Source organism: Duganella fentianensis, from assembly GCF_009857835.1.
Lineage (GTDB): Bacteria > Pseudomonadota > Gammaproteobacteria > Burkholderiales > Burkholderiaceae_D > Rugamonas > Rugamonas fentianensis.
The window spans coordinates 199,492-221,850 of sequence record NZ_WWCL01000002.1; the positions used below are offsets into that span (position 1 = coordinate 199,492).

At 60.6% G+C, this 22,359-nt stretch carries 17 protein-coding genes and 1 tRNA gene; 6 read left to right on the top strand and 12 right to left on the bottom strand.

The genetic code is table 11. The features are described from left to right. Window positions 1–148 precede the first annotated feature (148 nt). Together rpsO and pnp are read left to right on the top strand one after the other, a co-directional pair. Window positions 149–418 carry a 30S ribosomal protein S15 gene (gene rpsO / locus GTP23_RS08765; protein WP_155434961.1) on the top strand — a complete coding sequence of 90 codons (270 nt, stop codon included), beginning with the start codon at window positions 149–151 and terminating at the stop codon, window positions 416–418. Between the two features lie 225 nt (window positions 419–643). Then, window positions 644–2,761, top strand: a complete 2,118-nt coding sequence (gene pnp, locus GTP23_RS08770; RefSeq protein ID WP_161034839.1) for a polyribonucleotide nucleotidyltransferase — start codon at window positions 644–646, stop codon at window positions 2,759–2,761. Window positions 2,762–2,856: 95 nt separating this feature from the next. Here the strand turns inward: pnp and GTP23_RS08775 are convergent, their stop codons facing one another. After that, on the bottom strand, window positions 2,857–3,345 hold the full coding sequence (locus tag GTP23_RS08775) for a VOC family protein (RefSeq protein WP_308494797.1): 489 nt from the start codon (window positions 3,343–3,345) through the stop codon (window positions 2,857–2,859). Further along, window positions 3,266–3,682, bottom strand: a complete 417-nt coding sequence (locus GTP23_RS08780; protein ID WP_161034841.1) for a 4-oxalocrotonate tautomerase — start codon at window positions 3,680–3,682, stop codon at window positions 3,266–3,268. The genes GTP23_RS08775 and GTP23_RS08780 overlap by 80 nt, the downstream gene beginning before the upstream one ends. Window positions 3,683–3,821: 139 nt before the next feature. Between GTP23_RS08780 and GTP23_RS08785 the strand changes: the two genes are divergently transcribed. Then, window positions 3,822–4,421 carry a TetR/AcrR family transcriptional regulator gene (locus GTP23_RS08785; RefSeq protein ID WP_371866867.1) on the top strand — a complete coding sequence of 200 codons (600 nt, stop codon included), beginning with the start codon at window positions 3,822–3,824 and terminating at the stop codon, window positions 4,419–4,421. A 60-nt stretch (window positions 4,422–4,481) separates the two neighbouring features. On the opposite strand, the gene GTP23_RS08790 is transcribed toward GTP23_RS08785, so the two are convergent. Further along, window positions 4,482–5,918, bottom strand: a complete 1,437-nt coding sequence (locus tag GTP23_RS08790; RefSeq protein WP_161034843.1) for a PQQ-dependent sugar dehydrogenase — start codon at window positions 5,916–5,918, stop codon at window positions 4,482–4,484. Between the two features lie 113 nt (window positions 5,919–6,031). On the opposite strand from GTP23_RS08790, the gene bla reads away from it, so the two are divergent. Together bla and GTP23_RS08800 are read left to right on the top strand one after the other, a co-directional pair. Further along, a complete protein-coding gene (gene bla, locus GTP23_RS08795) occupies window positions 6,032–6,877 on the top strand; it encodes a subclass B3 metallo-beta-lactamase (protein WP_161034844.1) in 846 nt (281 codons plus the stop codon). Next, window positions 6,874–7,569 (top strand): alpha/beta fold hydrolase, encoded by a 696-nt coding sequence (locus tag GTP23_RS08800; RefSeq protein ID WP_161034845.1) that lies wholly within the window; start codon window positions 6,874–6,876, stop codon window positions 7,567–7,569. Before bla ends, GTP23_RS08800 begins: the two co-directional genes overlap by 4 nt. A gap of 6 nt (window positions 7,570–7,575) precedes the next feature. Here the strand turns inward: GTP23_RS08800 and GTP23_RS08805 are convergent. The 9 genes from GTP23_RS08805 to GTP23_RS08845 form a co-directional block, all read right to left on the bottom strand. Further along, window positions 7,576–7,671 (bottom strand) — tRNA-Sec (locus GTP23_RS08805). A 62-nt stretch (window positions 7,672–7,733) separates the two neighbouring features. Then, window positions 7,734–9,632 carry a selenocysteine-specific translation elongation factor gene (gene selB / locus GTP23_RS08810; RefSeq protein ID WP_161034846.1) on the bottom strand — a complete coding sequence of 633 codons (1,899 nt, stop codon included), beginning with the start codon at window positions 9,630–9,632 and terminating at the stop codon, window positions 7,734–7,736. Beyond that, complete coding sequence (selA, locus tag GTP23_RS08815) at window positions 9,629–11,113, bottom strand: L-seryl-tRNA(Sec) selenium transferase (protein WP_161034847.1); 1,485 nt, start codon at window positions 11,111–11,113, stop codon at window positions 9,629–9,631. The genes selB and selA overlap by 4 nt, the downstream gene beginning before the upstream one ends. Further along, a complete protein-coding gene (fdhE, locus tag GTP23_RS08820) occupies window positions 11,110–12,117 on the bottom strand; it encodes a formate dehydrogenase accessory protein FdhE (RefSeq protein ID WP_161034848.1) in 1,008 nt (335 codons plus the stop codon). The genes selA and fdhE overlap by 4 nt, the downstream gene beginning before the upstream one ends. An 83-nt stretch (window positions 12,118–12,200) precedes the next feature. Continuing rightward, a complete protein-coding gene (locus GTP23_RS08825) occupies window positions 12,201–12,854 on the bottom strand; it encodes a formate dehydrogenase subunit gamma (RefSeq protein ID WP_161034849.1) in 654 nt (217 codons plus the stop codon). After that, window positions 12,854–13,765, bottom strand: a complete 912-nt coding sequence (fdxH, locus tag GTP23_RS08830) for a formate dehydrogenase subunit beta (RefSeq protein WP_161034850.1) — start codon at window positions 13,763–13,765, stop codon at window positions 12,854–12,856. The genes GTP23_RS08825 and fdxH overlap by 1 nt, the downstream gene beginning before the upstream one ends. A gap of 19 nt (window positions 13,766–13,784) precedes the next feature. Further along, a complete protein-coding gene (fdnG, locus tag GTP23_RS08835; RefSeq protein WP_161034851.1) occupies window positions 13,785–16,856 on the bottom strand; it encodes a formate dehydrogenase-N subunit alpha in 3,072 nt (1,023 codons plus the stop codon). Between the two features lie 145 nt (window positions 16,857–17,001). Next, window positions 17,002–18,588 carry a histidine phosphatase family protein gene (locus tag GTP23_RS08840; RefSeq protein ID WP_161034852.1) on the bottom strand — a complete coding sequence of 529 codons (1,587 nt, stop codon included), beginning with the start codon at window positions 18,586–18,588 and terminating at the stop codon, window positions 17,002–17,004. A 2-nt stretch (window positions 18,589–18,590) separates the two neighbouring features. Further along, window positions 18,591–20,702 (bottom strand): TonB-dependent siderophore receptor, encoded by a 2,112-nt coding sequence (locus GTP23_RS08845; RefSeq protein WP_161034853.1) that lies wholly within the window; start codon window positions 20,700–20,702, stop codon window positions 18,591–18,593. A gap of 370 nt (window positions 20,703–21,072) precedes the next feature. Here GTP23_RS08845 and GTP23_RS08850 point away from each other — a divergent pair, with 370 nt between their 5' ends. Next, window positions 21,073–22,323: an ABC transporter substrate-binding protein gene (locus GTP23_RS08850; RefSeq protein ID WP_161034854.1), complete on the top strand. Its 1,251-nt coding sequence runs from the start codon at window positions 21,073–21,075 to the stop codon at window positions 22,321–22,323. Window positions 22,324–22,359 lie beyond the last annotated feature (36 nt).

Sequence of the window (22,359 nt, forward strand, 5' to 3'; positions counted from 1 at the left end):
GCAGAAGATGAAACGATTGTAGTCAAATCAGGATACAGGGGCGCGAATTTCCGTTATAATCGCGGGTCTGGTCTTCCGATCAGATTTTTTTTGAAGCTCACGGTGGGCAGGGTTCAGACTCCGCGCACCGCATGTGAAAGGTAATATCATGACCGTAGAAAACATCAACAAAGCCGCTATCATTGCGGACAACGCCCGTGGTCAAAAAGACACCGGTTCGCCAGAAGTTCAAGTTGCACTGCTGACCGCACGCATCAACGAACTGAACGCCCACTTCAAAGCACACACCAAAGATCACCACTCGCGTCGTGGTCTGATTATGATGGTTAACCGTCGTAAATCGCTGCTGTCCTACCTGAAGGGCAAAGATGCTACCCGTTACCGCGATCTGATCGCTAAACTGGGTCTGCGTAAGTAATATTGCATCATCCGGCTTAACGAAATGCCTGCGCCAGTTTTCTGACGCGGGCATTTTGTCTTTCAAGCCGGGCAAAAATTGCTAGGCAGCATAGGCTCTTGGCAAGGCAGCATGGAATTCCGATTTTGTAGTTTGCAGTAAGTAGTAGAGGTGGCCGCGAGGCTGCCTGTGGTGAGGTGAACGACAGCCCCTGAAAATCTGTCGGCAAATAGAAAGGGATTACCCATGTTTAATAAAGTTACGAAAACCTTCCAGTACGGTCAACACACCGTCACGCTGGAAACTGGCGAGATCGCTCGTCAGGCCTCCGGCGCAGTGATGGTATCGGTTGAAGATACCGTGATTCTGGCCACCGTGGTAGCGCGTAAAGACGCCAAGCCAGGTCAGGATTTCTTCCCACTGACCGTCGACTACGTTGAAAAAACCTATGCAGCCGGTAAGATCCCGGGCGGTTTCTTCAAACGTGAAGGTCGTCCATCGGAAAAGGAAACGCTGACCTCGCGTCTGATCGACCGTCCTATCCGTCCGCTGTTCCCAGAAGGTTACCTGAACGAAGTGCAAGTGATTATTCACGTGCTGTCGGTCAACCCTGAAATCGATCCGGACATCCCTTCGATGATCGGTGCTTCGGCCGCCCTGTGCGTGGCTGGCGTGCCATTCAATGGTCCTATCGGCGCGGCCCGCGTGGGTTACGCCAACGGCCAGTACATCCTGAACCCGACCGTAGAACAACTGAAAACCTCGCAGATGGATCTGGTGGTTGCCGGTACCGAAACCGCCGTGCTGATGGTGGAATCGGAAGCGCAACAACTGTCGGAAGAAATCATGCTGGGCGCCGTGGTGTATGGCCACGAGCAGATGAAAGCGGTGATCGACGCGATCCATGATCTGGTACGCGACGGCGGCAAGCCGGAAGTCGAATGGGCGCCACCTGCCAAGAACGAAGCACTGATCGCCCGCGTGGCGCACTTCGCTGGTGACAAACTGTCGGCTGCCTATCAGGTGAAAGACAAGCAGGAACGTACCGCCAAGCTGAAAACCGCTTCGGCTGAAATCATGGCTGACCTGAACGCCGAAGCTGCTGCCGCTGGCACCAGCGTGGACGCTGCCGAAGTTGGCAACATCCTGTTCGAAATGGAAGCCAAGATCGTACGTTCGCAGATTCTGGACGGCGAGCCACGTATCGACGGCCGCGACACCCGCACCGTACGTCCGATCTCGATCCGTACTTCGGTACTGCCACGTACCCACGGTTCGGCCCTGTTCACCCGTGGTGAAACCCAGGCGCTGGTTGTTGCCACGCTGGGCACCGCCCGCGACAGCCAGAAGATCGATGCACTGATGGGCGAATTCACCGACCCGTTCATGCTGCACTACAACATGCCACCGTTCGCCACCGGCGAAACGGGCCGCGTGGGTACGCCTAAGCGCCGCGAAATCGGTCACGGCCGTCTGGCCAAGCGTGCACTGATCGCTGCTCTGCCTTCGCAGGAAGAGTTCAGCTACGCCGTGCGTCTGGTGTCGGAAATCACCGAATCGAACGGTTCCTCGTCGATGGCTTCCGTCTGCGGCGGCTGCCTGGCACTGATGGATGCTGGCGTGCCGATGAAAGAACACGTGGCCGGTATCGCCATGGGTCTGATCAAGGAAGGCGGCAAGTTCGCTGTGCTGTCCGACATTCTGGGTGACGAAGATCACCTGGGCGACATGGACTTCAAAGTGGCCGGTACCCGCAACGGTATCACGGCACTGCAGATGGACATCAAGATCATGGGCATCACCAAGGAAATCATGCAAGTGGCACTGGCGCAAGCCAAAGAAGGCCGCGAGCACATCCTGGGCGAAATGCAGAAAGCCATGCCTAACGTGAAGACCGAACTGTCGGACTTCGCCCCACGTCTGATCACCATCAAGATCAACCCGGAGAAGATCCGTGACGTGATCGGTAAAGGCGGCGCCGTGATTCGCGCGCTGACCGAAGAAACCGGTACCCAGATCGACATCAGCGACGAAGGCGTGGTCACCATCGCTTCCGTCGACGCTGCTGCAGGTCAGGAAGCCAAGCGCCGTATCGAAGAACTGACTGCTTCGGTAGAAGTAGGCAAGAGCTACGACGGCGTGGTTCTGAAGCTGCTGGACTTCGGCGCGATCGTGCAAGTGATGCCAGGTAAAGACGGTCTGCTGCACATCTCGCAGATCGCCAACGAGCGTGTGAACGCCGTGGCTGACTACCTGAAAGAAGGTCAGGCTGTACGCGTCAAGGTTCTGGAAACCGACGACCGCGGCCGTCTGAAACTGTCGATGAAAGCTGCTGCTGAAGAAGCAGCTGCCGCAGCACAGTAATCCTTCCGGCTCAGGCCGTAAGCAAAACCGCCGGTGTGCAAACCCGGCGGTTTTTTTTTTGCCCCGCCCACACGGTCGCGAGGGCGGGGGCAGGCCTAGGAAACTGGGCAATCCAGCATCCACTGCACGCCGAACTGGTCGGTCAGCTTGCCGTAGTAATCGCCCCAGGGCTGCATGCCCAGAGGTGTGGTGATAGTGCCACCTTCTGCCAGCTGTCTGAACAGCTGTTCCGTCTGAGCCCGGTTATCCATTAGCAGATGATGCGCCGAACCTCGCATAGGTTCGGCATCGTGGTTATCCGACGCATAGAAGCTCACGCCCGGCCCCTTGAAGCTGGCGTGCATGATATGTCCATGCATGCCGTTACTGCCCGCTGGCATGCCGTTCTCACCATAGAGGAGGACTTCTACCACACGGCCCAGCCCGCATCGGGTGTAGAAGGCGAGTGCCGCTGCACAGTTGTTCGTGAAGAATAGATAGTTTGACAGTTGCATCGCCGACCTCTCAAGCGTGACTTGCTGCGTCAGCCAGCTCCGCATTCGTATAGGCCTTGCCGGCAATACCCCATGCACCGTCAACCGCATGAACCACGTTGACCCAGATTTGCTCCTTCGGATGGGTGCGGCCCGATGCCTGATGGATGATCTCGGTCGCCCGGGCAACGTAGGCGGTTTGAACGTTGCGCTCGGCGAACGCGAAGGAGGGGACTTTCCATTCCACTATCGCAATCCTTGCCGGTTCGAGGCCGGAGTAGCTATGGCCCTCGGCAACAAGCTGGATATGGCCTATCACATTGGGTGTCATGGCCTGGTTGCCGGCTAGTCCGTGCAATTCCAGAAAAGCTGCGGTCAGACGCGACATGGTGTCGGCTGCACTATCTTGGGGGATTACGCCTTCAGAAATGATGAGAGTAAGCGGCATAGCTGGCTCCAGTGGTGGGTTGAGGTTGGCACTAGCGTCGATCCAGGGAATTAAGATAACGACCGTGATGCGAGTTTAGATAACGATCGTGATGTTGTAAAGTACAATGTGCAATAAGTTCCAACAGAGGAGGAGTTGCGTGTCCAGAGTTGAAAAGAAGGTTCAGACGCGTCAGCGCATACTGGATGCGGCCGGTCGCAGTTTTCGTAAAGCGGGGTTTGGCGGCATCGGGGTCGATGGTCTGGCCAGGAATGCCGGTGTCACGTCGGGCGCTTTTTATGTGCACTTCGATTCGAAATCGGCGGCATTCCGGGAATCCGTCCAGCAGGGCATGCATGAACTCCAGCAGGGCGTGCTGTACTTCCAGTCCCGGCATGGGGCGGCATGGTGGCCGGAGTTCGTGCAGTTTTACCTCGGGTTCAAGCGAACTTGCGACCTCACCGAGAGCTGTGCCTTGCAGAGTCTCGCGCCTGAAATCGGCCGGCTGGATGGCGAGGCACGTGCGGAGTTCGAAACAGGCTTGCGCCATGTGGCCGAGGCCATTCTGGCAGGACCGCATTCGCCCAAGCTGCCGCGCGATCTGGATGCCACCCTCGTGGCGCTGGCGTCGCTGATCGGTGCCGTCACGCTCGCCCGCGCAGTTGGCAGCGAGGCGCTTTCCGGCCAGATTGCCGACGCGACCGGGCGGGCACTGCTAGGCAGCCATTGGCCGTCGGATGCAAATGAGGACGGGCCCTAGCCCGCCGCACCGTCCGGTGCTGCAGGGCTAGGCGGATGCCGGCCCGGCATGCTGTACGGCTTATTTACCGTCGTAGGTGACGCGGTAGATGCGACCACCGTAGTCGTCGGAGATCAGCATGGAGCCATCGGCCAGCGTGACCAGATCGACAGGGCGGCCCACCACTTCCTCACCACGCAGGAAACCATCGACAAAGGCCGTGTCGGTAACCACCTTGCTGTTGTAGAGCGTGATCAGGCGTACGCTGTAGCCGCTCTTCGTGCTGCGGTTCCACGAGCCGTGTTCGGCGATGTAAGCCTGATTGCGGTAGGCGGCAGGGAACTGGCTACCCGTGTAGAAGGTCATGCCCAGCGGCGCAACGTGCGGCCCCAGTTTGGCGACGGGCGCTTCGAACTCTTCGCAGCTACGGCCATGGGCGAAGTCCGGGTCCGGCACTACACCGCCGTGGCAATAAGGGAAGCCGAAGTGCAGGCCGGGCTTGGGCGCGATGTTCAGTTCGCACGACGGCGTGTTATCGCCCATTTCGTCGCGGCCGTTATCGGTGAACCACAGGGCTTTCGTGGTCGGGTGGAAGTCAAAACCCACAGTGTTGCGCACGCCGCGCGCATATTCTTCCAGACCGCTGCCGTCGGCATTCATGCGGTAGATCTTGGCGTGCATGCTGTCTTCCGTTTCGCATACATTGCACGGTGCGCCCACAGGGATATACAGCTTGCCGTCCGGCCCCGCCTTGAGAACCTTCTCGCCATGCCATTTATCGTTCGGCAGTTTCACTTTGAGGACGGTGTAGGCAGGTTTGTTGGCGTAGTGCTTATCGATCTGGTCGAAACGGATCACGCGGCTGATTTCGCCCACGTACAGAGCGCCGTTGAGCAGGGTCACGCCGATAGGGTGCTCGAGTCCTTCCGCTACCGTGATGACGTCAGCCTGCTGCTTATCGGCGCGCGGCACCAGTGCATAGACTTTACCAGCCTTGCGCGAACCGACGTAGACGATGCCGCTGTCCGACACCACCATGCTGCGCGCTGCTGCTACCTGATCGGCATAGACGCTGATATGGAAGCCTTTCGGCAGCTTGAAGCCGTTCAGGTCCGGGATGTTCTGCTGGGCCTTGGCAGCCGCAATGGCGGCGGCCGTTGGCGGAGCTACGGCAGGCTTATTCGCATTGGCCGCGATGTAGCCGGCAAGTTGCCCGATCTGCGCTGCGCTCAGCGTTTTGCCCCACGATGGCATATCCTTTTCCGGCACGCCGCGCGTAATCACCTTGACCAGATTGGCCTTGGTCGGTGCACCGTGCAACCATTTGTGCGCACCCAGCGTCGGGCCGATGGCGCCCTGCATGGCGCTGCCGTGGCAGGCCGCACAATGGGTCTGGTACAGCTGCTCGGCACTGCTGACGGTTCCGGCGGCGTGGGCTGGTGCGAGGGCGGCAAACAGGGCGGGCAGCAGGGTGCTCAGGCCGACCCATGTAGCGCTACGCAGTGCGGGTGATTTCATGGCAGGGTTCCTTCATAGTGAAGGCGGTATTGTGCCATGTGCGCTGAATTTCTACCTGTGCGTTGTGGAACGCTGGCATTACAATGTTGAAAATTCCTTAACCCGACTGCACTATGAAAAAAATCCTGATTGCTGCTTTGCTTGCCTTTGCTTCCCACACCGCCCACGCAGCCGATGACTGGAACCAGCCGCGTGACCCGTTCCGCATCTACGGCAATACCTATTACGTCGGTGTGGCCGGTCTGAGTTCGGTGCTGGTGACTTCGCCGCAAGGCCATATTCTGCTCGATGGCGCCTTGCCGGATTCGCCCAAGCTGATTGCAGCCAGTATCCGCAAGCTGGGATTCAAGCTGCGCGATGTGAAGCTGATTCTGAGCTCGCACGATCACGTCGACCACGCTGGCGGTATCGCCGAACTGCAGCGCATGACGGGGGCGACGGTGGTGGCCAGCGCCTCCGCTGCAGCATCGCTCAAGCGCGGCCGCATGGACAAGGACGATCCCCAGTTCATCGGCAATACGCCATATGCCCCCGTCAAGCGCGTGCGCACGGTGGCGGATGGCGAAGTGGTGCGCCTTGGTCCACTGGTGCTGACGGCCATGGCGACGCCCGGCCATACGGCGGGCGGTACCAGCTGGCGCTGGCAGGCATGCGAGAAGGAGAGCTGCCGCAATCTGGTGTACGCCGACAGCATCTATCCGGTGCGGGGCGAGGGCTACCGATTTACTGATCATCCTGAAGTGGTAGCGCAGTTCGAGCGCAGCTATGCGGCGTTGAATGCGGCGCCATGCGACATACTGGTGACGGCGCATCCTTCGTTCTCGGAGCAGTGGCCGCAACTGTCGTCCGGCCAGCCCGTTGCCATGGTCGCGGCAGGCCAGCCTACCGCCTGCCAGCAGCTGGTAGCGACCATGCAGCCCGAGTTGAAGCAGCGGCTGGCCGAGGAAGCCGCCAAATGATCGTCGACTTCGCGGTGCCGTTCGGCGATGCGCTGCTGCAGGGTGACCAGTATGTGGGCGCTGATAGCAACCGCGTGCTGTACCTGCATGGCGCCGGCAATAGTAGCCGCCATGGCCACCGTCTGCTGCGCGGGGCTTTGCAGCAGCGCGGCATTGGCAGTACCTGCTTTGATTGCATAGGCCACGGAGACACGGGCGGCGCGCTGGCGCAGTCCTCGGTGGCGAGCCGCACGCGGCAGGCACAGGCTGTGGCCGAAGCGCGCGCTTTGCCGCAGCCGCTGGCCGTAGTTGGGGCCAGCATGGGTGCCTACAACGCTATCCGCATGACGCAAAGCCACGCGGTCGATGCGCTGGTGCTGATCGTGCCCGGGGTGTACACGCCCAGCGCCTACGAAGTGCCGTTCGGTCCTGATTTTTCTGCCGTGATACGCCAGCCGCGTAGCTGGGCCGACAGCGACGCGTGGGACATACTGGGGCAGTTTGAAGGGCGCTTGCTGGTAATCGCCGCCGAGCACGATGCCACCATTCCGCTGGAGATACCGGAACGGCTGGTGGCAGCCGCAACACGGGCACAGTCAGCGCAGCTGCATGTGGTCGAAGGCGCGCAGCATAACTATCTGTGGGCCTTGCTGGCCGAGCAGCCTGCGAAGCTGGATGCGGCCATCGACATGGTGTGCGCAGCGCTGAAGTAAAGGGAATGGCGGAAGGCAGTAAGAGTCGAACTTACAGGAGAGCGGCTGACGCCCCCCACCGGGTTTGAAGCCCGGCCCCATCACCGGATAAGTATGCCTTCCGTGCTGGTGTGATTGCTGCTACGACTAGTGCGATGCTGATGCGCTGTGTTTGAGTGCGGTCCTTAAGCGCGGTAGACCCAGACTGCGTTCGGACGCACCATGTGCACATTGCCTACGCGTCGAGTATAGCCGACCCTATCGAAGAATTCCAAGATCTGGATGGCGCGCTTGCGCCCTAGTCCTGTGGCGTCGCGGAACGAGGCTGCCTGTACTTCCGGCAGCGTGGTCACCAGTTCTGCCAGTTCGGCCAGCGGCTGCGGGTGATAGAACAGGTCCGGCACCAGCTGGCTGATATCCCCGCTCTTGGCCAGTTTGCGCAGCAAACGCCGTACTTCTGCTTCGGCGATGGCGTGATCGCGTGCCAGATCACGCACCCATGGCGGATCGTAGCGGCCTGCCTGCAGCGCCGCCAGCAGGGGCGCCGCAATGGCCTGTTCTTCCGCACTCAGTTCCACACTATGATCGGGCAGGTGCAGGCTGCGGCCGCGCTGGCAGATTTGACCTGACGCCAGCAGATTGTCGATCAGGCGGCTCCACAGGCGTTCTTCCATCTCCGGCGAGACGATGCGTTTCAGACGCCACAGTTCGGGGCCGGCATCGTCCGGTGCCTTTTCGTGGAAGGCTGCCAGCGCAGCGAGTATCTGCTGTTGCAGACGGTCGGATTCGGCCGCGGCCAGCAGCAGTTCGTCGCCGCCCTGCAAAGACAGGCGCAGCGTGTCGGCGGGGATGTCCAGTTGCGCTGCGGGTAGTTGCGACAAGCGCACCAGCGCCGATGCGCGCAGACCGAGCGGCGAGCGCGCCAGCAGAGCGCTGGTGTCGCCGCTGTCGATGAATTCCGCCATGGCCTGCAACCATGCCAGCCGCGCGCTGTTGCGCCGTTTGCGCGCAGGGCCGAAAGGATCGAGCACCATGCCGCCGCCTATGGTGGCCGTGGCTTGTGCATTGCGGATCACGAAGCGATCGCCGGCGACGGCATGGACGGGAGCGTCGAGCACCAGTTGCACGCGTGCCGTCTGGCCCGGCGCCAGATATTCGCCTTCCAGCAGCACTACGTTGGCGGTGTGGTGGGCGGCACCCAGATGCACGTGTACGGGCGACCAGGGCTTGAGTGGCTGGGCGCAATCGGGTGTCAGCGTCAGGGTGGCATCGAAGCGCTCGGAACACTCGGCCAGTGCCGGTGCCACCACCCAGCTACCACGGGCGATATCGTCCTTGCTCACACCACTCAGGCACAACGCGAGCCGCTGGCCGCTATGGCCAGCTTCGGCACTGCGGTTCTGAGCGTGAATACTGCGCACGCGTGCCTGCAAGCCGCTAGGTGCCAGCTGCAGCACATCACCTATCTGCACACGGCCCGCCAGTGCAGTACCGGTGATGACGGTGCCTTGTCCCTGCAGGGTGAATACGCGGTCTACGCCGAGACGGAACAATCGGCGTTCATCGCTGGCTGGCAAAGTCCTGGCCATCTGCGCCAGATGCTGGCGTAGCGCCTGCACGCCAGCGTCACCGGCAGCGCTGGCGTTGGTGCGGAAGATGGCGGCATCGGCAAAATCGGTGGGAGCGAGCAGATTGCGGATTTCCTGCTCAACCTGTTCCAGTCGCGCTGCGTCGACGCGGTCGGCTTTGGCGAGGGCTACAGCGCCGCGCCGCACGCCCAGCATGCGCAGGATGGACAGGTGTTCCAGCGTCTGCGGCATGATGCCATCATCGGCAGCAATTACCAGCAGTGCGGCATCGATGCCCGTGACGCCGGCGGCCATGGTGCGAATGAATTTTTCGTGGCCGGGTACATCGATTACGCCGAGGATGTCGCCATCATCGAGCGGCGTGTAGGCATAACCGAGTTCGATGGAGATGCCGCGCGCCTTTTCTTCCTTGAGACGGTCGGTGTCCACGCCCGTGAGGGCGCGGGTGAGCGTGGTCTTGCCGTGGTCGATGTGACCTGCCGTGCCTATGATCATGCGCGCAGCAGTGCCAGTTGATCGATGAAGCGCTGGCGCTGGTGCTCGTCGAGGCAGCGCAGATCCAGCCACAGCGCATCCTGTGCCACGCGGCCGATGACAGGCACGGGCAGGGCGCGCAAACGCTGCTCCAGTGCGCCCAGCGGGTTGCTGGTGCGCTGGCCGGCATTTTTACCGGCTGCCTTGTCTACGTTGGCGCGGATTACCAGACCATAGCTAGGCAATTGATCCACCGGCAGTGCGCCGCTGCCGATCTGGCTCATCATCGCTTCGCTCTGCACCTGATACTGTGCCCCAAGTGCGGCCTGCATCAGCGGTGCAATCTCCTGTGCCAGCGCATGCATGGCACTGGCAGGGCGGGTCAGCAGGCGCAGCGTGGTCAGACGTTCCGGCAGCAGATCCGGTGCGCGGTACAAAGCCAGCACAGGCTCCAATGCCGCCAGCGTCAGTTTGCCCACGCGCAGGGCGCGTTTGAGGGGATTCTTTTTGATCTGCGCAATCAGATCGGCACGGCCAACGATGATGCCGCACTGCGGGCCGCCGAGCAGCTTGTCGCCGCTGAAAGTGACCAGATCGGCGCCACCGGCGATAGTCTCGCGTACCGTGGTTTCGTGCGGCAGGCCATACTGTTCCAGATCGACCAGCGTGCCGCTGCCCAGATCGACGGCCAGTGGCACACCGGCCTTCTTCGCCAGCGGTGCCAGTTCCGGCAGTTCTACGCTTTTGGTGAAGCCCGTGATCGCGTAATTGCTGCAATGGACTTTCATCATCAGCGCTGTCTGCGGGCCGGCGGCTTCGGCGTAATCCTTGAGGTGGGTGCGGTTGGTGCTGCCCACTTCGCGCAGCACGGCACCGGCGCGCGTCATGATGTCGGGGATGCGGAAAGCACCGCCGATCTCCACCAGTTCACCGCGCGAGACAATGACTTCCTTGCCCTGTGCGATGGTGTTCAGCATCAGCAGCACGGCAGCGGCATTGTTGTTGACGATGGTGGCCGCTTCGGCGCCCGTCAGTTCCAGCAGCAGTTCTTCGATCAGGTTATCGCGGTCGCCCCGTTTGCCTGTCTCGATATCCCATTCCAGATTCATGGGCCAGCGTAGCGCTTCCGTCACTGCCTGCACGGCGGCATCGGGCAGCAGGGCGCGGCCCAGATTGGTGTGCAGCACGGTGCCCGTCAGATTGAACACAGGGCGTAGCGGCGAACGGTTGTTGGCACGCAGGCGTTCGCGGAGTTGTGTCAGCACGGCGGGAATATCGGGTGCGGCCTGCATGGCAGCGCCATCGCGACGGCTGGCCAGCATCAGGCTGCGCAGCTCGGCCAGCAGCAGGCGCGCCGTTTCCAGCGTCTGCACCCGGCCATATTCGGCTATCAGTTCGGCACAGGCCGGATCGGACAGCAGCAGGTGGACGGCAGGCAGGCGGATAGCGCCTGCCTCTACGTTGCCGGCTTCGGCGCCGGTATTTTCAGTGCCGTTACTCATTCGGCACTGAACCATAACAGCGGGTTACCGCTGGCGCGCGCATAGCCCGCTTCGCCAACCAGCACATCGATGGCCAGACTGGCCAGATCGTCGGCCAGCGGATCGACGTTGTAATCGTGCTCCTGATTGAAGATCTTGCGGTAGGTATGGCACTCGTCGCAGGTTTCGGCGCGTGCCACTTTGCTAGGATCGTTGGCCTTGCCGGTGGCGACCGGCGCATCGTCCGGCGTGGGCGCATCGGCCGCTTCCAGACTCTGGTAGGCTACCTTGGCCGTTCCTTCGCAGCACGAGCATTTGACCCGTACCATATGCCACTCGCTCGAGCAGCAGCTGCAATGCAGGTAGCGGTAGCCTTGCGACTGGCCGCCGATGCGGATTACGCTGGCCACAGGATGGGCACCGCAGACGGGGCACAGGGTGTTGGTGATGAGCGGTTGTACGCGGCGTGAGTCCAGTTGCGCAGAGCGCATGGTCCACATCAGTTGCAGCGCAGCGGCGACAAACGGTGCATGCAGCGGGTGTACACCATCGGTCAGCTCTGCCAGCACGGCATCGGCGCAGCCTTCCAGCTGACCGTTATCGAGTGCGCGCAGCTCGCTAAGCACCGTCGCCATCTGCGGCTGACCGGCGGCCAGCGGTGCCAGATGGTCGAGCAGGGCGTCGAATACGAGGCGCCATGAAGCAGGGCGCTCACCGTTGACGGGCAGCGGCGGCATATGATGTTCGATAGCCAGGTCGATGGCGGCGGCCGGCGGCAAGGCAAACACCTCGGCCGGCAGCGAGTCCGCCACGGCGGCCTGCGCATCGACCAGTGCTGCCATCAGCAGTAGATAGCCGCGCAGCGTTTCGCCGACGGGGATTCCTTTGATTTCGTTATTGGCCAGCTGGCGCAGACGCGCAGCACGGGCAGTGAACAGGGCTTTCGGCTGCGGCAGCAGCAGACGTGGAATGGCGGTGTGATCGAGTGCCTCGATCTCGCCGGGGGCAAGCAGGCGTTGTACCAAAAATCTCTCCCAGATTGCCGGCGGCGACTGCGCCGCCGACTCCGGACTATTCTAATCCCAAACTAGGGGATTAGACAGCCTGACTATTTACGCGATTTACGCGCCTCTTCTTCAAACCAGCGCGGGTGGTGCTTGCGCGCCCACCCGTAGGTGACCGTGCCGCGCACCATGGCACGGATGGAACCCCGTACCCAGATACCCGCGTAGATGTGAACAATGATGGCGCAGATGATGATGAAGCCAAAGGTGGCGTGCAGCAGGGCGCCCAGCCGTACCAGATCGATAGGGAAGTAGGCCGAGAAGTAGGCGCGCCAGATCAGCAGACCCGAAATCAGCAGGCCTGTCATGCAGATGATCAGCACGAAGAACAGCATTTTCTGCCCGCCGTTGTAGCGGCCGGACTTGGGCAGTTTTTCTTCGTGGTTGTTGATCACGTCACCGATCTGGGCCAGCCACTCCTTATCACCCGGTTCGAACTGGTTGTGATGCCAGAAGCGCTTCACTAGCATGGCGAAGGAACCGAACATCACCAGCCCGATGAAGGGATGCAGGATACGCGTCCACTGGCCGCCACCGAACAGCATGGCCAGCCAGGCCGTGGCCGGGTGGAACATGGCCAGACCTGACAGTGCCAGCAGAATGAAGCAGCCAGCCGTGAGCCAGTGGTGATTGCGCTCATCCGGCGAATAACGGTCGATCAGCGGATTGCCGTCTTTATCGCGGTGCAGATTTTCCATTATTCGCCCTCCCGGATGCGGTTGGCTTCATTGAGTGCTGCGGCTTCTTCGTCCTTGCTGATTTCGTTAGGACCGACGCGCGTGAAGTGGAACCAGCCCGCCAGCGCCGTCGCAGCAATACCGGCCAGTGCCAGCGGCTTGGTCAGACCCTTCCACATACCCACCATCGGGCTGATGGACGGATTGGCTTTCAGACCGTGGTACAGGCCAGGCTGGTCCGCATGGTGCAGCACATACATCACGTGCGTGCCGCCCACACCGGCCGGATCATACAGACCGGCATTGGCGTAGCCGCGCGACTTCAGATCTTCGATGCGCTCTGCTGCATGGTCTTTCATGTCCTCCTTGGAGCCGAATACGATGGCGCCGGTAGGGCAGGTCTTGACGCAGGCAGGCTCCTGTCCTACCGCCACGCGGTCCGAGCACAGGGTGCATTTGTAAGCGCGGTCGTCCTTCTTCGAAATGCGCGGAACGTCGAACGGGCAGCCCGCCACGCAGTAGCCGCAGCCTATGCAGTTCTCCTGATGGAAATCCACAATGCCGTTGGTGTACTGCACGATGGCGCCCGGTGCCGGGCAGGCTTTCAGACAGCCCGGGTCCTCGCAGTGCATACAGCCGTCCTTGCGGATCAGCCATTCGAGGTTGCCGTCGTTTTTCTCGTGTTCGGTGAAACGCATCACCGTCCACGATTGTGGTGACAGGTCGGTCGGGTTGTCGTACACGCCGGTGGTCTCACCGACTTCGTCACGCAGATCGTTCCACTCCATGCAGGCGGTCTGGCAGGCCTTGCAGCCTATGCACTTGCTCACATCGATCAGTTTAGCTACCTGACCGATGACGGGCGTGCGAGCCATCGGCTCCTGCACGGTGGTAGCGGATTTGCGCTTGATATCAAGGGATTGTAAAGGCATGGTTATTCTCCTTGGGTCATCATGCTTTTTCCACTTTCACCAGGAAGGACTTGAATTCCGGTGTCTGCGAATTGCCGTCACCAACGGTCGGTGTCAGCGTGTTGATTAAGTACCCAGGTTTGGTAACCCCCTTGAAACCGAAGTGGATAGGCAGACCCACCTGATGGGTCTTTTTGCCGTCTATGGTCAGCGCCTTGATACGCTTGGTCACCACTGCCTTGGCAATGATGTGGCCACGCTTGGAGCTGACCTTGACGCGGTCGCCGTGCTTCACGCCGATCTCGTTGCCCAGTTCCTCGCCGATTTCCACAAACTGCTCCGGCTGGATGATGGCATTCAGCTTGGCATGCTTGGTCCAGTAGTGGAAGTGCTCCGTCAGACGGTAGCTGGTGGCCACGTGCGGGAACTCCGCCGCTTTGCCCAGCTTGGCGCGGTCGTTGGCAAACATGCGCGCAGCCGGATTGCTGGTGGCGCGCGCATTGTTCGGGTGCAGCGGGTTGTGGCCCACCGGCGTTTCGAACGGCTCGTAGTGCTCGGGGAACGGTCCCTCGGCCATGGCCTCGCGCGAGAAGAAGCGTGCTACACCTTCTGCCAGCATGATGAACGGGCCCATACCGTTTTCCGGCGGCTCGTCGGCCTTGAAGTCGGGGATGTCCGGTCCGGCCCAGTTGGTGCCGTTCCACGCGATCAGCTTGCGGGTCGCATCCCATGGCTTGCCCTTGGTGTCGCAGGAAGCACGGTTGTACAGCACGCGGCGATTGGCCGGCCATGCCCAGGCCCAGTTCAGGGTCTGGCCTATGCCGCTCGGATCGCTGTTGTCGCGCCGTCCCATCTGGTTGCCTGCGGCGGTCCAGCTACCGGCGAAGATCCAGCAACCGCAGGCGGTGCTGCCATCGTCACGCAGTTGCGCGAAGCCGGCCAGCTGCTCGTTTTTCTTCAGGATGACTTTAGTCGGGTCCTTCGGATCGGTCAGCTCCTTGAGTGCTTTGCCGTTGTATTCCATCGCCAGTTCTTCCGGCTGCGGGCTATACGGCTGGGCATAAGGCCAGGTCAGGTTGAGGATAGGATCAGGGAATTTGCCGCCATCCTTCTTGTACATCGCTTTGATGCGCAGGAACAGGCCGGACATGATTTCCAGATCGCTGCGGGTCTGGCCCGGACCATCGGCGCCCTGCCAGTGCCACTGCAGCACGCGCGAGGAACTCACCAGCGAGCCGCGTTCTTCGGCGAAGCAGGTGGTCGGCAGGCGGAATACTTCGGTCATGATCTTGGTCGGATCGACCTGATGGAACTCGCCGAACGGACGCCAGAATTCCGCCGTTTCCACGGCCAGCGGGTCCATCACCACCAGATACTTCAGCTTGGACAGTGCTTCGGTAATCTTCTGCTTGTCCGGTGCCGAGGCCAGAATGTTGAAGCCCTGGCAGATGTAGCCGTTCATCTTCCCCTGGTGCATAAGCTCGAACACCTGCATCATGTCGTAAGGCTTATCCAGTTTAGGCAGATAGTCGAAGGCGTAGTTGTTCTCCTCCGTGGCTGCATCACCCCACCAGCACTTCATGAAGCTGACGAGGAATTTCTTGGAGTTGCTGTAGTAGCTGAGCTGATTCGGACGCAGTGGCTTGAGTGCCCGCTTGGCTACATAGGCATCCCATTCCTGTTCGGCTTCGCCGGGCAGGGTGAGATAACCGGGCAGCATATTGGTCAGCAGACCAAGGTCAGTCAGGCCCTGAATATTCGAGTGACCGCGCAGCGCATTCATGCCGCCGCCAGCGATACCCATATTCCCCAGCAGCAGCTGCACCATCGCGCCCGTGCGCAGGGTTTCCGCGCCCGTCGAGTGCTGGGTCCAGCCCAGTGCATACAGGATGGTGGCAGCACGACCCGGTACGGCCGTCGATGCCAGCATTTCCGCGACCTTGTTGAATTTCTCCGGCGGTACGCCGCAGACTTTCTCCACCATGGCCGGGGTGTAGCGCGAATAATGCGCCTTCATCAGCTGGTACACGCAGCGCGGGTGTTCCAGCGTCGGATCGACTTTGGCATAGCCATCTTCGCCCAGCTCGTAGTTCCAGCTGCTCTTGTCGGTGTACTTGCCGGCTTTTTCGTCGTAGCCCGAATACAGACCATCCTTGAACGAGAAGTCCTCGCGCACGATGAACGGCATGTCGGTGTAGTTGCGCACGTACTCGTGCTGGATCTTATCGTTGGTCAGCAGGTAGTTGATGATACCGCCGAGGAAAACGATGTCCGCACCGGTACGGGTAGGGACGTAATAGTCCGCCACCGAAGCGGTTCGGGTAAAGCGCGGATCGACCACGATCAGCTTGGCGCCGCGATGCGCTTTCGCTTCCGTGACCCATTTAAAGCCGCAAGGGTGTGCTTCTGCTGCGTTACCGCCCATGACCAGGATGACATCAGCATTTTTGATGTCTACCCAGTGATTCGTCATCGCACCACGTCCAAATGTCGAGGCAAGACCTGCCACCGTTGGACCGTGTCAAACACGTGCTTGATTGTCGAATGCCAGCATGCCGAGACTGCGCATGGTTTTATGGGTTAAGTAGCCTACCTCGTTGGTGGCAGCGGAGGCGCACAGCATACCGGTGGTGGTCCAGCGGTTGACGGTTTTGCCTTCGGGGGTTTTCTCGATAAAGTTCGCGTCGCGGTCAGCCTTCATCAGCTTGGCGATGCGGGTCAGCGCGTCATCCCACGAAATGGGGCTCCATTCCGTGGCGCCCGGGGCACGGTATTCCGGTGCCAGCAGACGGTTTTCGGAGTGGATGAAATCGACCAGACTGGCGCCTTTCGGGCACAGCGTGCCGCGATTGACAGGGTGGTCGGCATCGCCTTCGATGTGGATGATGGTGGACTTGGCGTTTTTCGCGCCGTCGCCCAGACCGTACATCAGAATGCCGCAACCGACGGAGCAGTAGGGGCAGGTGTTGCGGGTTTCAGTACTGCGCGCTAGCTTGTATTGCCGGACTTCGGCCAAGGCCGTGCCCGGGGTAAAGCCGAGTAACGCGATACTTGAACCCGCGATGGCAGCGCCAGTTACCCGAAGGAACTGGCGGCGGTTCATCTGGTTCATGGGATAAGCCTTTCATAGGTGGCAAAGACCTACCAAGTTTATCACCAGGGAAAGGCTAGTTTCGAAATCGATTGCAATAAATGTTGCTTTTGATGCACTGCAGCACGGGCAATCTTGTCAGAACGTTTAAGAAATTAACCCCGCGTCATTCGCCCGGGCGTTGATAGCAGCGGCGCAGGCGGGCAAAGTCGTAGAACTGGCTTGCGGCCGTAAGTTTTGCGTAAGCACAGCTGGTTTTGAAATCGACGGGCTGTTCGTTGTACAGCATGCGCACGGCGATTTGACCTTGATCGTTTTGATAAGCATCCCACTGGATGTTGGCCGCCATGGGCGCCACCCGTTCGCCGCGCCATGGGCTGGATTTGTAACTATAAGGCGTCGACGCTGTCAGCTGTTCGGACATGCCCTGCAGGCCGAGCAGGGCCGCCATGGGGATGACGATTTCCGCATGGGCGAAGCGCAGCTTGGCGACGTGGCGCAGGTCGCCCGCTGCCACGGTTTCGACTTCTGCAAAGAAGTCATCGAGCAGGGGCTGGGCCATGGCGTAGTTGACGCTGCCGTTTTCCTGCAGGCCGGGGCCTTTGCTGTAGAAGCTCACCGCATCTTCGTGGGCGGCGAATACGGCGGCTTGCGTTTGTGGCAGGAAGCGGTGGAAGTCGGTGCGAAGTTCGTCCTGCATGTCGGCGGCGGCAGCGTACAGCTCATACAAAGCCAGTGCGGCATCGACCGGCGTACGCAGTACCGTTTCTCCATCGCCCGTCAGGCGGCTGGTGTACTGGCCATCTTTGCTGCTGAACTGCATGCTGCCGGTATTGGCTGCCGTATGCTGGCCGGCGCCTAGCGCACGCAGGAAGGCCGGCCGGAACAGGCGCGCCAGTACGGCGTGCGCTGCCTGTGCCAGTTCTGGCCGGGCTTCCAGCGCAGCGAGTCGCTGGCTCAGGGCCTCGCTGCGCAGCCATGCCTGATAGGCGAGGCTGGCCTGATAAGCGGCATACAGCGGATCGCTGCTGTCGCTGACCAGATCCGTTTTGGGATTGAGTTTGTGGAAGTAGAGCAGGAAGCGGTCGGTGCCGGCAGCGCTGCTGCCGCTGCCAGCGCCACCAATGCTTGCGCTGCTACCGCTGCTGCGGGGTGCCAGCGGGGCCGGACGCACCAGTTGTGCCTGTAGCGCCGGCTGCAAAGCGAACAGTGCCTGCGCAAAGTACTCGCCGCTATCGACCGCACGGTCTTTGCCCGAACTGAGTAGCAATATCTGGCGCGGTGCTGCGCCGCTGCCGGCATCCGCTGGCTGGAAGAGTGGTGCCATGCGTTGATACATTCGCTGTGCCAGTTGCTGGTGTTCGCGTATGCCCTGCATGGTTTCGTTGCCGTAGCCGGGTTTGCGTATGCCTGCCACGCCATAGCCCAGCAAGGCGTTGGCCTCCATCATCTGGAAGATGGCCGGTTCCAGCTGCGCGCCCAGCGGGGTGAGCGCGTGCTGCTGCTTTGCCAGTTGTACCAGATTGTAGAGCGCCAGATCGGACTTCATGCTGGTCAGCCCGCGCGAACCATGGCGTGCCAGCAGCTGGGTATGGATAGGCCGGTAGCCTTGCGGCACAGCTTCGCTGCGGGCGCTGGCCAGCTGCGGTTGATACGGCGTCTTGGTCTGGTAATGCTGACCGTAGGCCGACGACAGCAGCAGGGACAGCGCGGCAGCGGCAGTGCCAGTGCGGGCAAGGCGTGGGGCCGGCATGCTTAGAAGTCCACCCGCAGGTTGACGCTGACCGTGCGTGGCGAGCCTACGTTCAGGTAGTTCTCCTGATAGTAGGTCCAGTACTTGCGGTTGGCGATGTTGGAGATGTTGGCGCGCACGCTGACCATCTTACCGAAGTAGCGCTGACGGTAGTTGAAGCCCGCATCGAACAGCGTGGTGCCGGACAGCGTATGGACATTGGCCGCATCGAGCGGCAGCTCGCCCAGATATTGCGAGCCGGCGTGCAGGGCGAGGCCCGGCAGCACTTCGCGCCAGGTGGCCTGTATCGAAGCCTGACGGCGCGGTGCACCGACAGCACGCTTGCCGCTGTAGCCGGGCGCCGCATTTTCCAGCGTGGCGTCGAGCAGCATGATGCCGCCTTCGACGGACAGGTTTTTGCTGGCCTGAACCACGCTATTCACTTCCAGACCCTGATACTTGGTCTCGCCATCGGCCACGAAGACATTGGCCGCATTGGTGTACTGCGCGCCGCGCTTGATCTGGAACAGCGCCGCGCTGGCATTCCAGAAGCTGCGCTCCGTCTTGATGCCCGCTTCCGCCTGCTTGCTCTTGATCGGTGCGAAGGTCTGGTTGGCGTTGACGGCGGAGGCGGGCGCATTCGAGGCCATCTCCATCGCTTCCACATAGCTGGCGTACAGAGTGGTGTCCGCCGCCGGCTTGAACATCAGCGCCACGGTAGGCGTGGTGCGGTTGGCCGGATAGCTGGCCGTCACCACGTTCTTGGTGTTGTAGGCGTTTTCGTTAAAGCGGTTGTAGCGCGCACCGGCCAGCACCGACCAGTTGTCGTTGAATTTGACGGTGTCGCTGAAGAACACGGCTTCCTGACGGGTAGCCTCATCCTGATAGGTGCCGCCGCTCCAGTTGATGCTGTTGACGTTGATGATGGTAGGCGCGTACAGATTGCCCGTGCCCAGATAGGTCTTGGGCGTGACGGCCGAGGAGGTGGACGTCAGGTTCTGCGACGTGAAGCCGGTCACGATATCGTGCGCCACGCCCCATTTCTGCAGCTTGCCTTCCCAGCTAGCCTGTATCTGGTCGAAGTGGTAGCCGTGCAGCTCCGAAGTGACGCGATCCTTATAGTCGCCCTTGTCACTGGTGATGTAGTACTGGTCCTTCTTGTAGACGCGGGTGGAGTCGGAAGTGCGATAGGACAGGTTCATCATCCAGTCCGGTGCTACGCGTGCGTCCATACCCATGGTGTACATGACGAATTCCACGTCGCTGCCGGCGCCTATGCTATTGAGCTTGCTGTTGCCGGCGATCGGGCGTGGCACCGCGTAGGAAGTGGAGAGCACCACGTCGGTGCCGCCTACGCTCTTGCGGCGCTGGTAGAGCGATTCGTAGGTCAGCGCGACATCATCGCTGATGCGCCATTCCAGATTCAGGCCAGCAGCGTTACGGTGGATGGTGCCGCTTTCTTCCTGTACGCCGCCATCTTCATGCAGCAGGTTGAGGCGGTAGCCGAAGCCGCCTTCTTCGCCCAGACGGCCGCCGATATCGAAGTGTTCCTTGAGCGCGCCACCTTCCTGATAGCCCAGCGCTGCGCTAAAGCTCTTGTCCGTAGTAGGGCGCTTGCTGACGTAATTGACGATGCCGCCCGGCGAACCGAAGCCGTACATAAAGCCGCTCAGGCCTTTCAGCACTTCCACGCTTTCGAACATTTCCAGCGGCATTTCGGTACCGCGGTTGACGGCAGCCAGGCCGTTGATCTTGTAACCGTTCAGGTCATCGAGGCGCAGGCCGCGCATCTGTATGGTGGCCGGGTGGGTGCTGATGGGCGGGCTGATAGCCGTGACGGAAGCATCGTATTTGAGCACTTCCGAAATACTGGTGGCCAGACGGTCTTCGATTTCGTCGCTGCTGACAGCCTTGGTGGAGAACGGCGTATCAAGTTCGGATTTGCGGCCCAGCGCACCGCCGCTGACGCTATCGCCCAGCTTCTTCTTTTCCACCGTGGCTTTGACAAATACTTTGGACAGCGCACCTTCGCTGCCATCTTCGGTTGCCATAACAGGGGCGTGCAGGGCGCACAGGCCAGCGGCGGCCAGCGCCAGATGCAAACGGGTTTTTGCGTAAGGGGTAGCGATGTACATAAAAGACCGATCGTGCGTTAGTAGAAAACGCGAGAGCTTAGCGACCGTGTGTTACCGGCGTGTGACGAGTTGCGGTAAGCGGGAAAGGCGGATGCGGCGAACTGACAACAGTGGCGCAAGAGTTTTGTTAAGTTTTGTAAGGTTTTCTTACCTTGCATTGCATAACGTCGCCAGATTTCGCGGTTTTTCGCTTGTCTATGCCAGTGTGCGTTACGAAGTGTAAGTCCAGTGCGGTTTCATAATTTTAAATGGCCAATGAAATCAATGACTTAGTGATTATGTTGTCGCAGACCACGGACGGTTTTGTCACATAAATAGCGGTGCTAGTATGGCCTCATCGTTGTAAAGATAGCCATAGATAAGGATATACATGACTGTACGCACCTTGCTCCGTAACGCCATGCTCGCCGCTGCCATACTGGCTCCTGCGGCGCAGGCCGGCACGCTGATTATCGAAAGCTGGCGCGTGGATGACAAAGCCCTGTGGGAGAAAGTGCTGCTGCCCGCCTTCGAGAAAAACCATCCGGGCATAGAAGTGAAGTTCGCGCCGACTGCCCCCACCGAATACGACTCCAGCCTCGCTGCGCGGCTGGCTGGCGGCACAGCGGGCGACCTGATTGCCTGCCGCCCCTTCGATGTATCGCTGTCGCTGTACAAAAAGGGCCAGCTGGAGAAGCTCGATGGCAAGGCCGGCATGCAGAATTTCCCTGCCTCGGCCATGGTGGCCTGGCAGACCGACGATGGCAAAGACACCTTCTGCATGCCCATCGCATCCGTGATCCACGGTTTCCTGTACAACAAAAAGATCTTCAAGAAGCTCAATCTGCAGCCGCCGCGCACGGTCGACGAGTTCTTCGCTGTGCTCGATGGCCTGAAGAAGGGTGGCGTGATGCCGCTGGCGCTGGGTACAGCCGACCAGTGGGAATCGAGCCAAATGGTTTATACCAATATCGGCCCGAATTTCTGGCGTGGCGAGGAAGGCCGCAAGGCGCTGATCGCCGGCAAAGCCCGTCTGACGGATGCGCCGTTTGTTGAAGCGCTGCAGTTCGAGCAGCGCATGGGCAGCTATCTGCCCAAGGGTGCCAGCGCCCAGACCTATGGCGATAGCCAGAACCTGTTTTCGCTGGGCCGGGCCGCCATCTATCCGGCCGGTTCGTGGGACATCTCGTATTTCGGTCAGGTGCAAGGGCTGGAACTGGGCGCTTTCCCGCCGCCGGTGCGCAAGCTCGGCGATCCCTGCTTCATCTCCGACCACATGGATATCGGCATAGGCATCAACCGCAAATCGCGCAACAAGGACGATGCCTACAAATTCCTCGCCTGGGTGGGCTCGCAGGAGTTTGCCGATCTGTACACCAATCGCGTGACGGGCTTCTTTTCGCTATCCAACCACCTGATCGCCGTGCGCGATCCCGTCGCCAAACAGGTGGCGGAGTGGCGCAATAGCTGCGCTTCCACCATACGCTTCAACGCGCAGGTGCTGAACCGCGGCCAGCCCAGCATGGAGAGCGAACTGTGGAACGTCAACGCACAGGTTTTGAACGGCAAGCTGGCACCGAAAGATGCTGCGGCCAAGCTGCAAAGCGGTTTTGCCAAGTGGTACAAACCACAGCAGAAGTAGCATCACATACGTCTCCCCCGATGATGGTGTGATTCT

Bases quoted from the DNA above. Each gene is read 5' to 3' on its own strand.
- GTP23_RS08850 (WP_161034854.1), top strand. From the start codon at position 21,073: ATGACTGTACGCACCTTGCTCCGTAACGCCATGCTCGCCGCTGCCATA.
- selB (WP_161034846.1), bottom strand. From the start codon at position 9,632: ATGATCATAGGCACGGCAGGTCACATCGACCACGGCAAGACCACGCTC.
- GTP23_RS08775 (WP_308494797.1), bottom strand. From the start codon at position 3,345: ATGCGGTTGACGGTGCATGGGGTATTGCCGGCAAGGCCTATACGAATG.
- GTP23_RS08845 (WP_161034853.1), bottom strand. From the start codon at position 20,702: ATGTACATCGCTACCCCTTACGCAAAAACCCGTTTGCATCTGGCGCTG.
- fdxH (WP_161034850.1), bottom strand. From the start codon at position 13,765: ATGCCTTTACAATCCCTTGATATCAAGCGCAAATCCGCTACCACCGTG.
- GTP23_RS08780 (WP_161034841.1), bottom strand. From the start codon at position 3,682: ATGCCGCTTACTCTCATCATTTCTGAAGGCGTAATCCCCCAAGATAGT.
- bla (WP_161034844.1), top strand. From the start codon at position 6,032: ATGAAAAAAATCCTGATTGCTGCTTTGCTTGCCTTTGCTTCCCACACC.
- GTP23_RS08825 (WP_161034849.1), bottom strand. From the start codon at position 12,854: ATGGAAAATCTGCACCGCGATAAAGACGGCAATCCGCTGATCGACCGT.
- GTP23_RS08790 (WP_161034843.1), bottom strand. From the start codon at position 5,918: ATGAAATCACCCGCACTGCGTAGCGCTACATGGGTCGGCCTGAGCACC.
- pnp (WP_161034839.1), top strand. From the start codon at position 644: ATGTTTAATAAAGTTACGAAAACCTTCCAGTACGGTCAACACACCGTC.
- GTP23_RS08800 (WP_161034845.1), top strand. From the start codon at position 6,874: ATGATCGTCGACTTCGCGGTGCCGTTCGGCGATGCGCTGCTGCAGGGT.
- GTP23_RS08840 (WP_161034852.1), bottom strand. From the start codon at position 18,588: ATGCCGGCCCCACGCCTTGCCCGCACTGGCACTGCCGCTGCCGCGCTG.
- rpsO (WP_155434961.1), top strand. From the start codon at position 149: ATGACCGTAGAAAACATCAACAAAGCCGCTATCATTGCGGACAACGCC.
- selA (WP_161034847.1), bottom strand. From the start codon at position 11,113: ATGAGTAACGGCACTGAAAATACCGGCGCCGAAGCCGGCAACGTAGAG.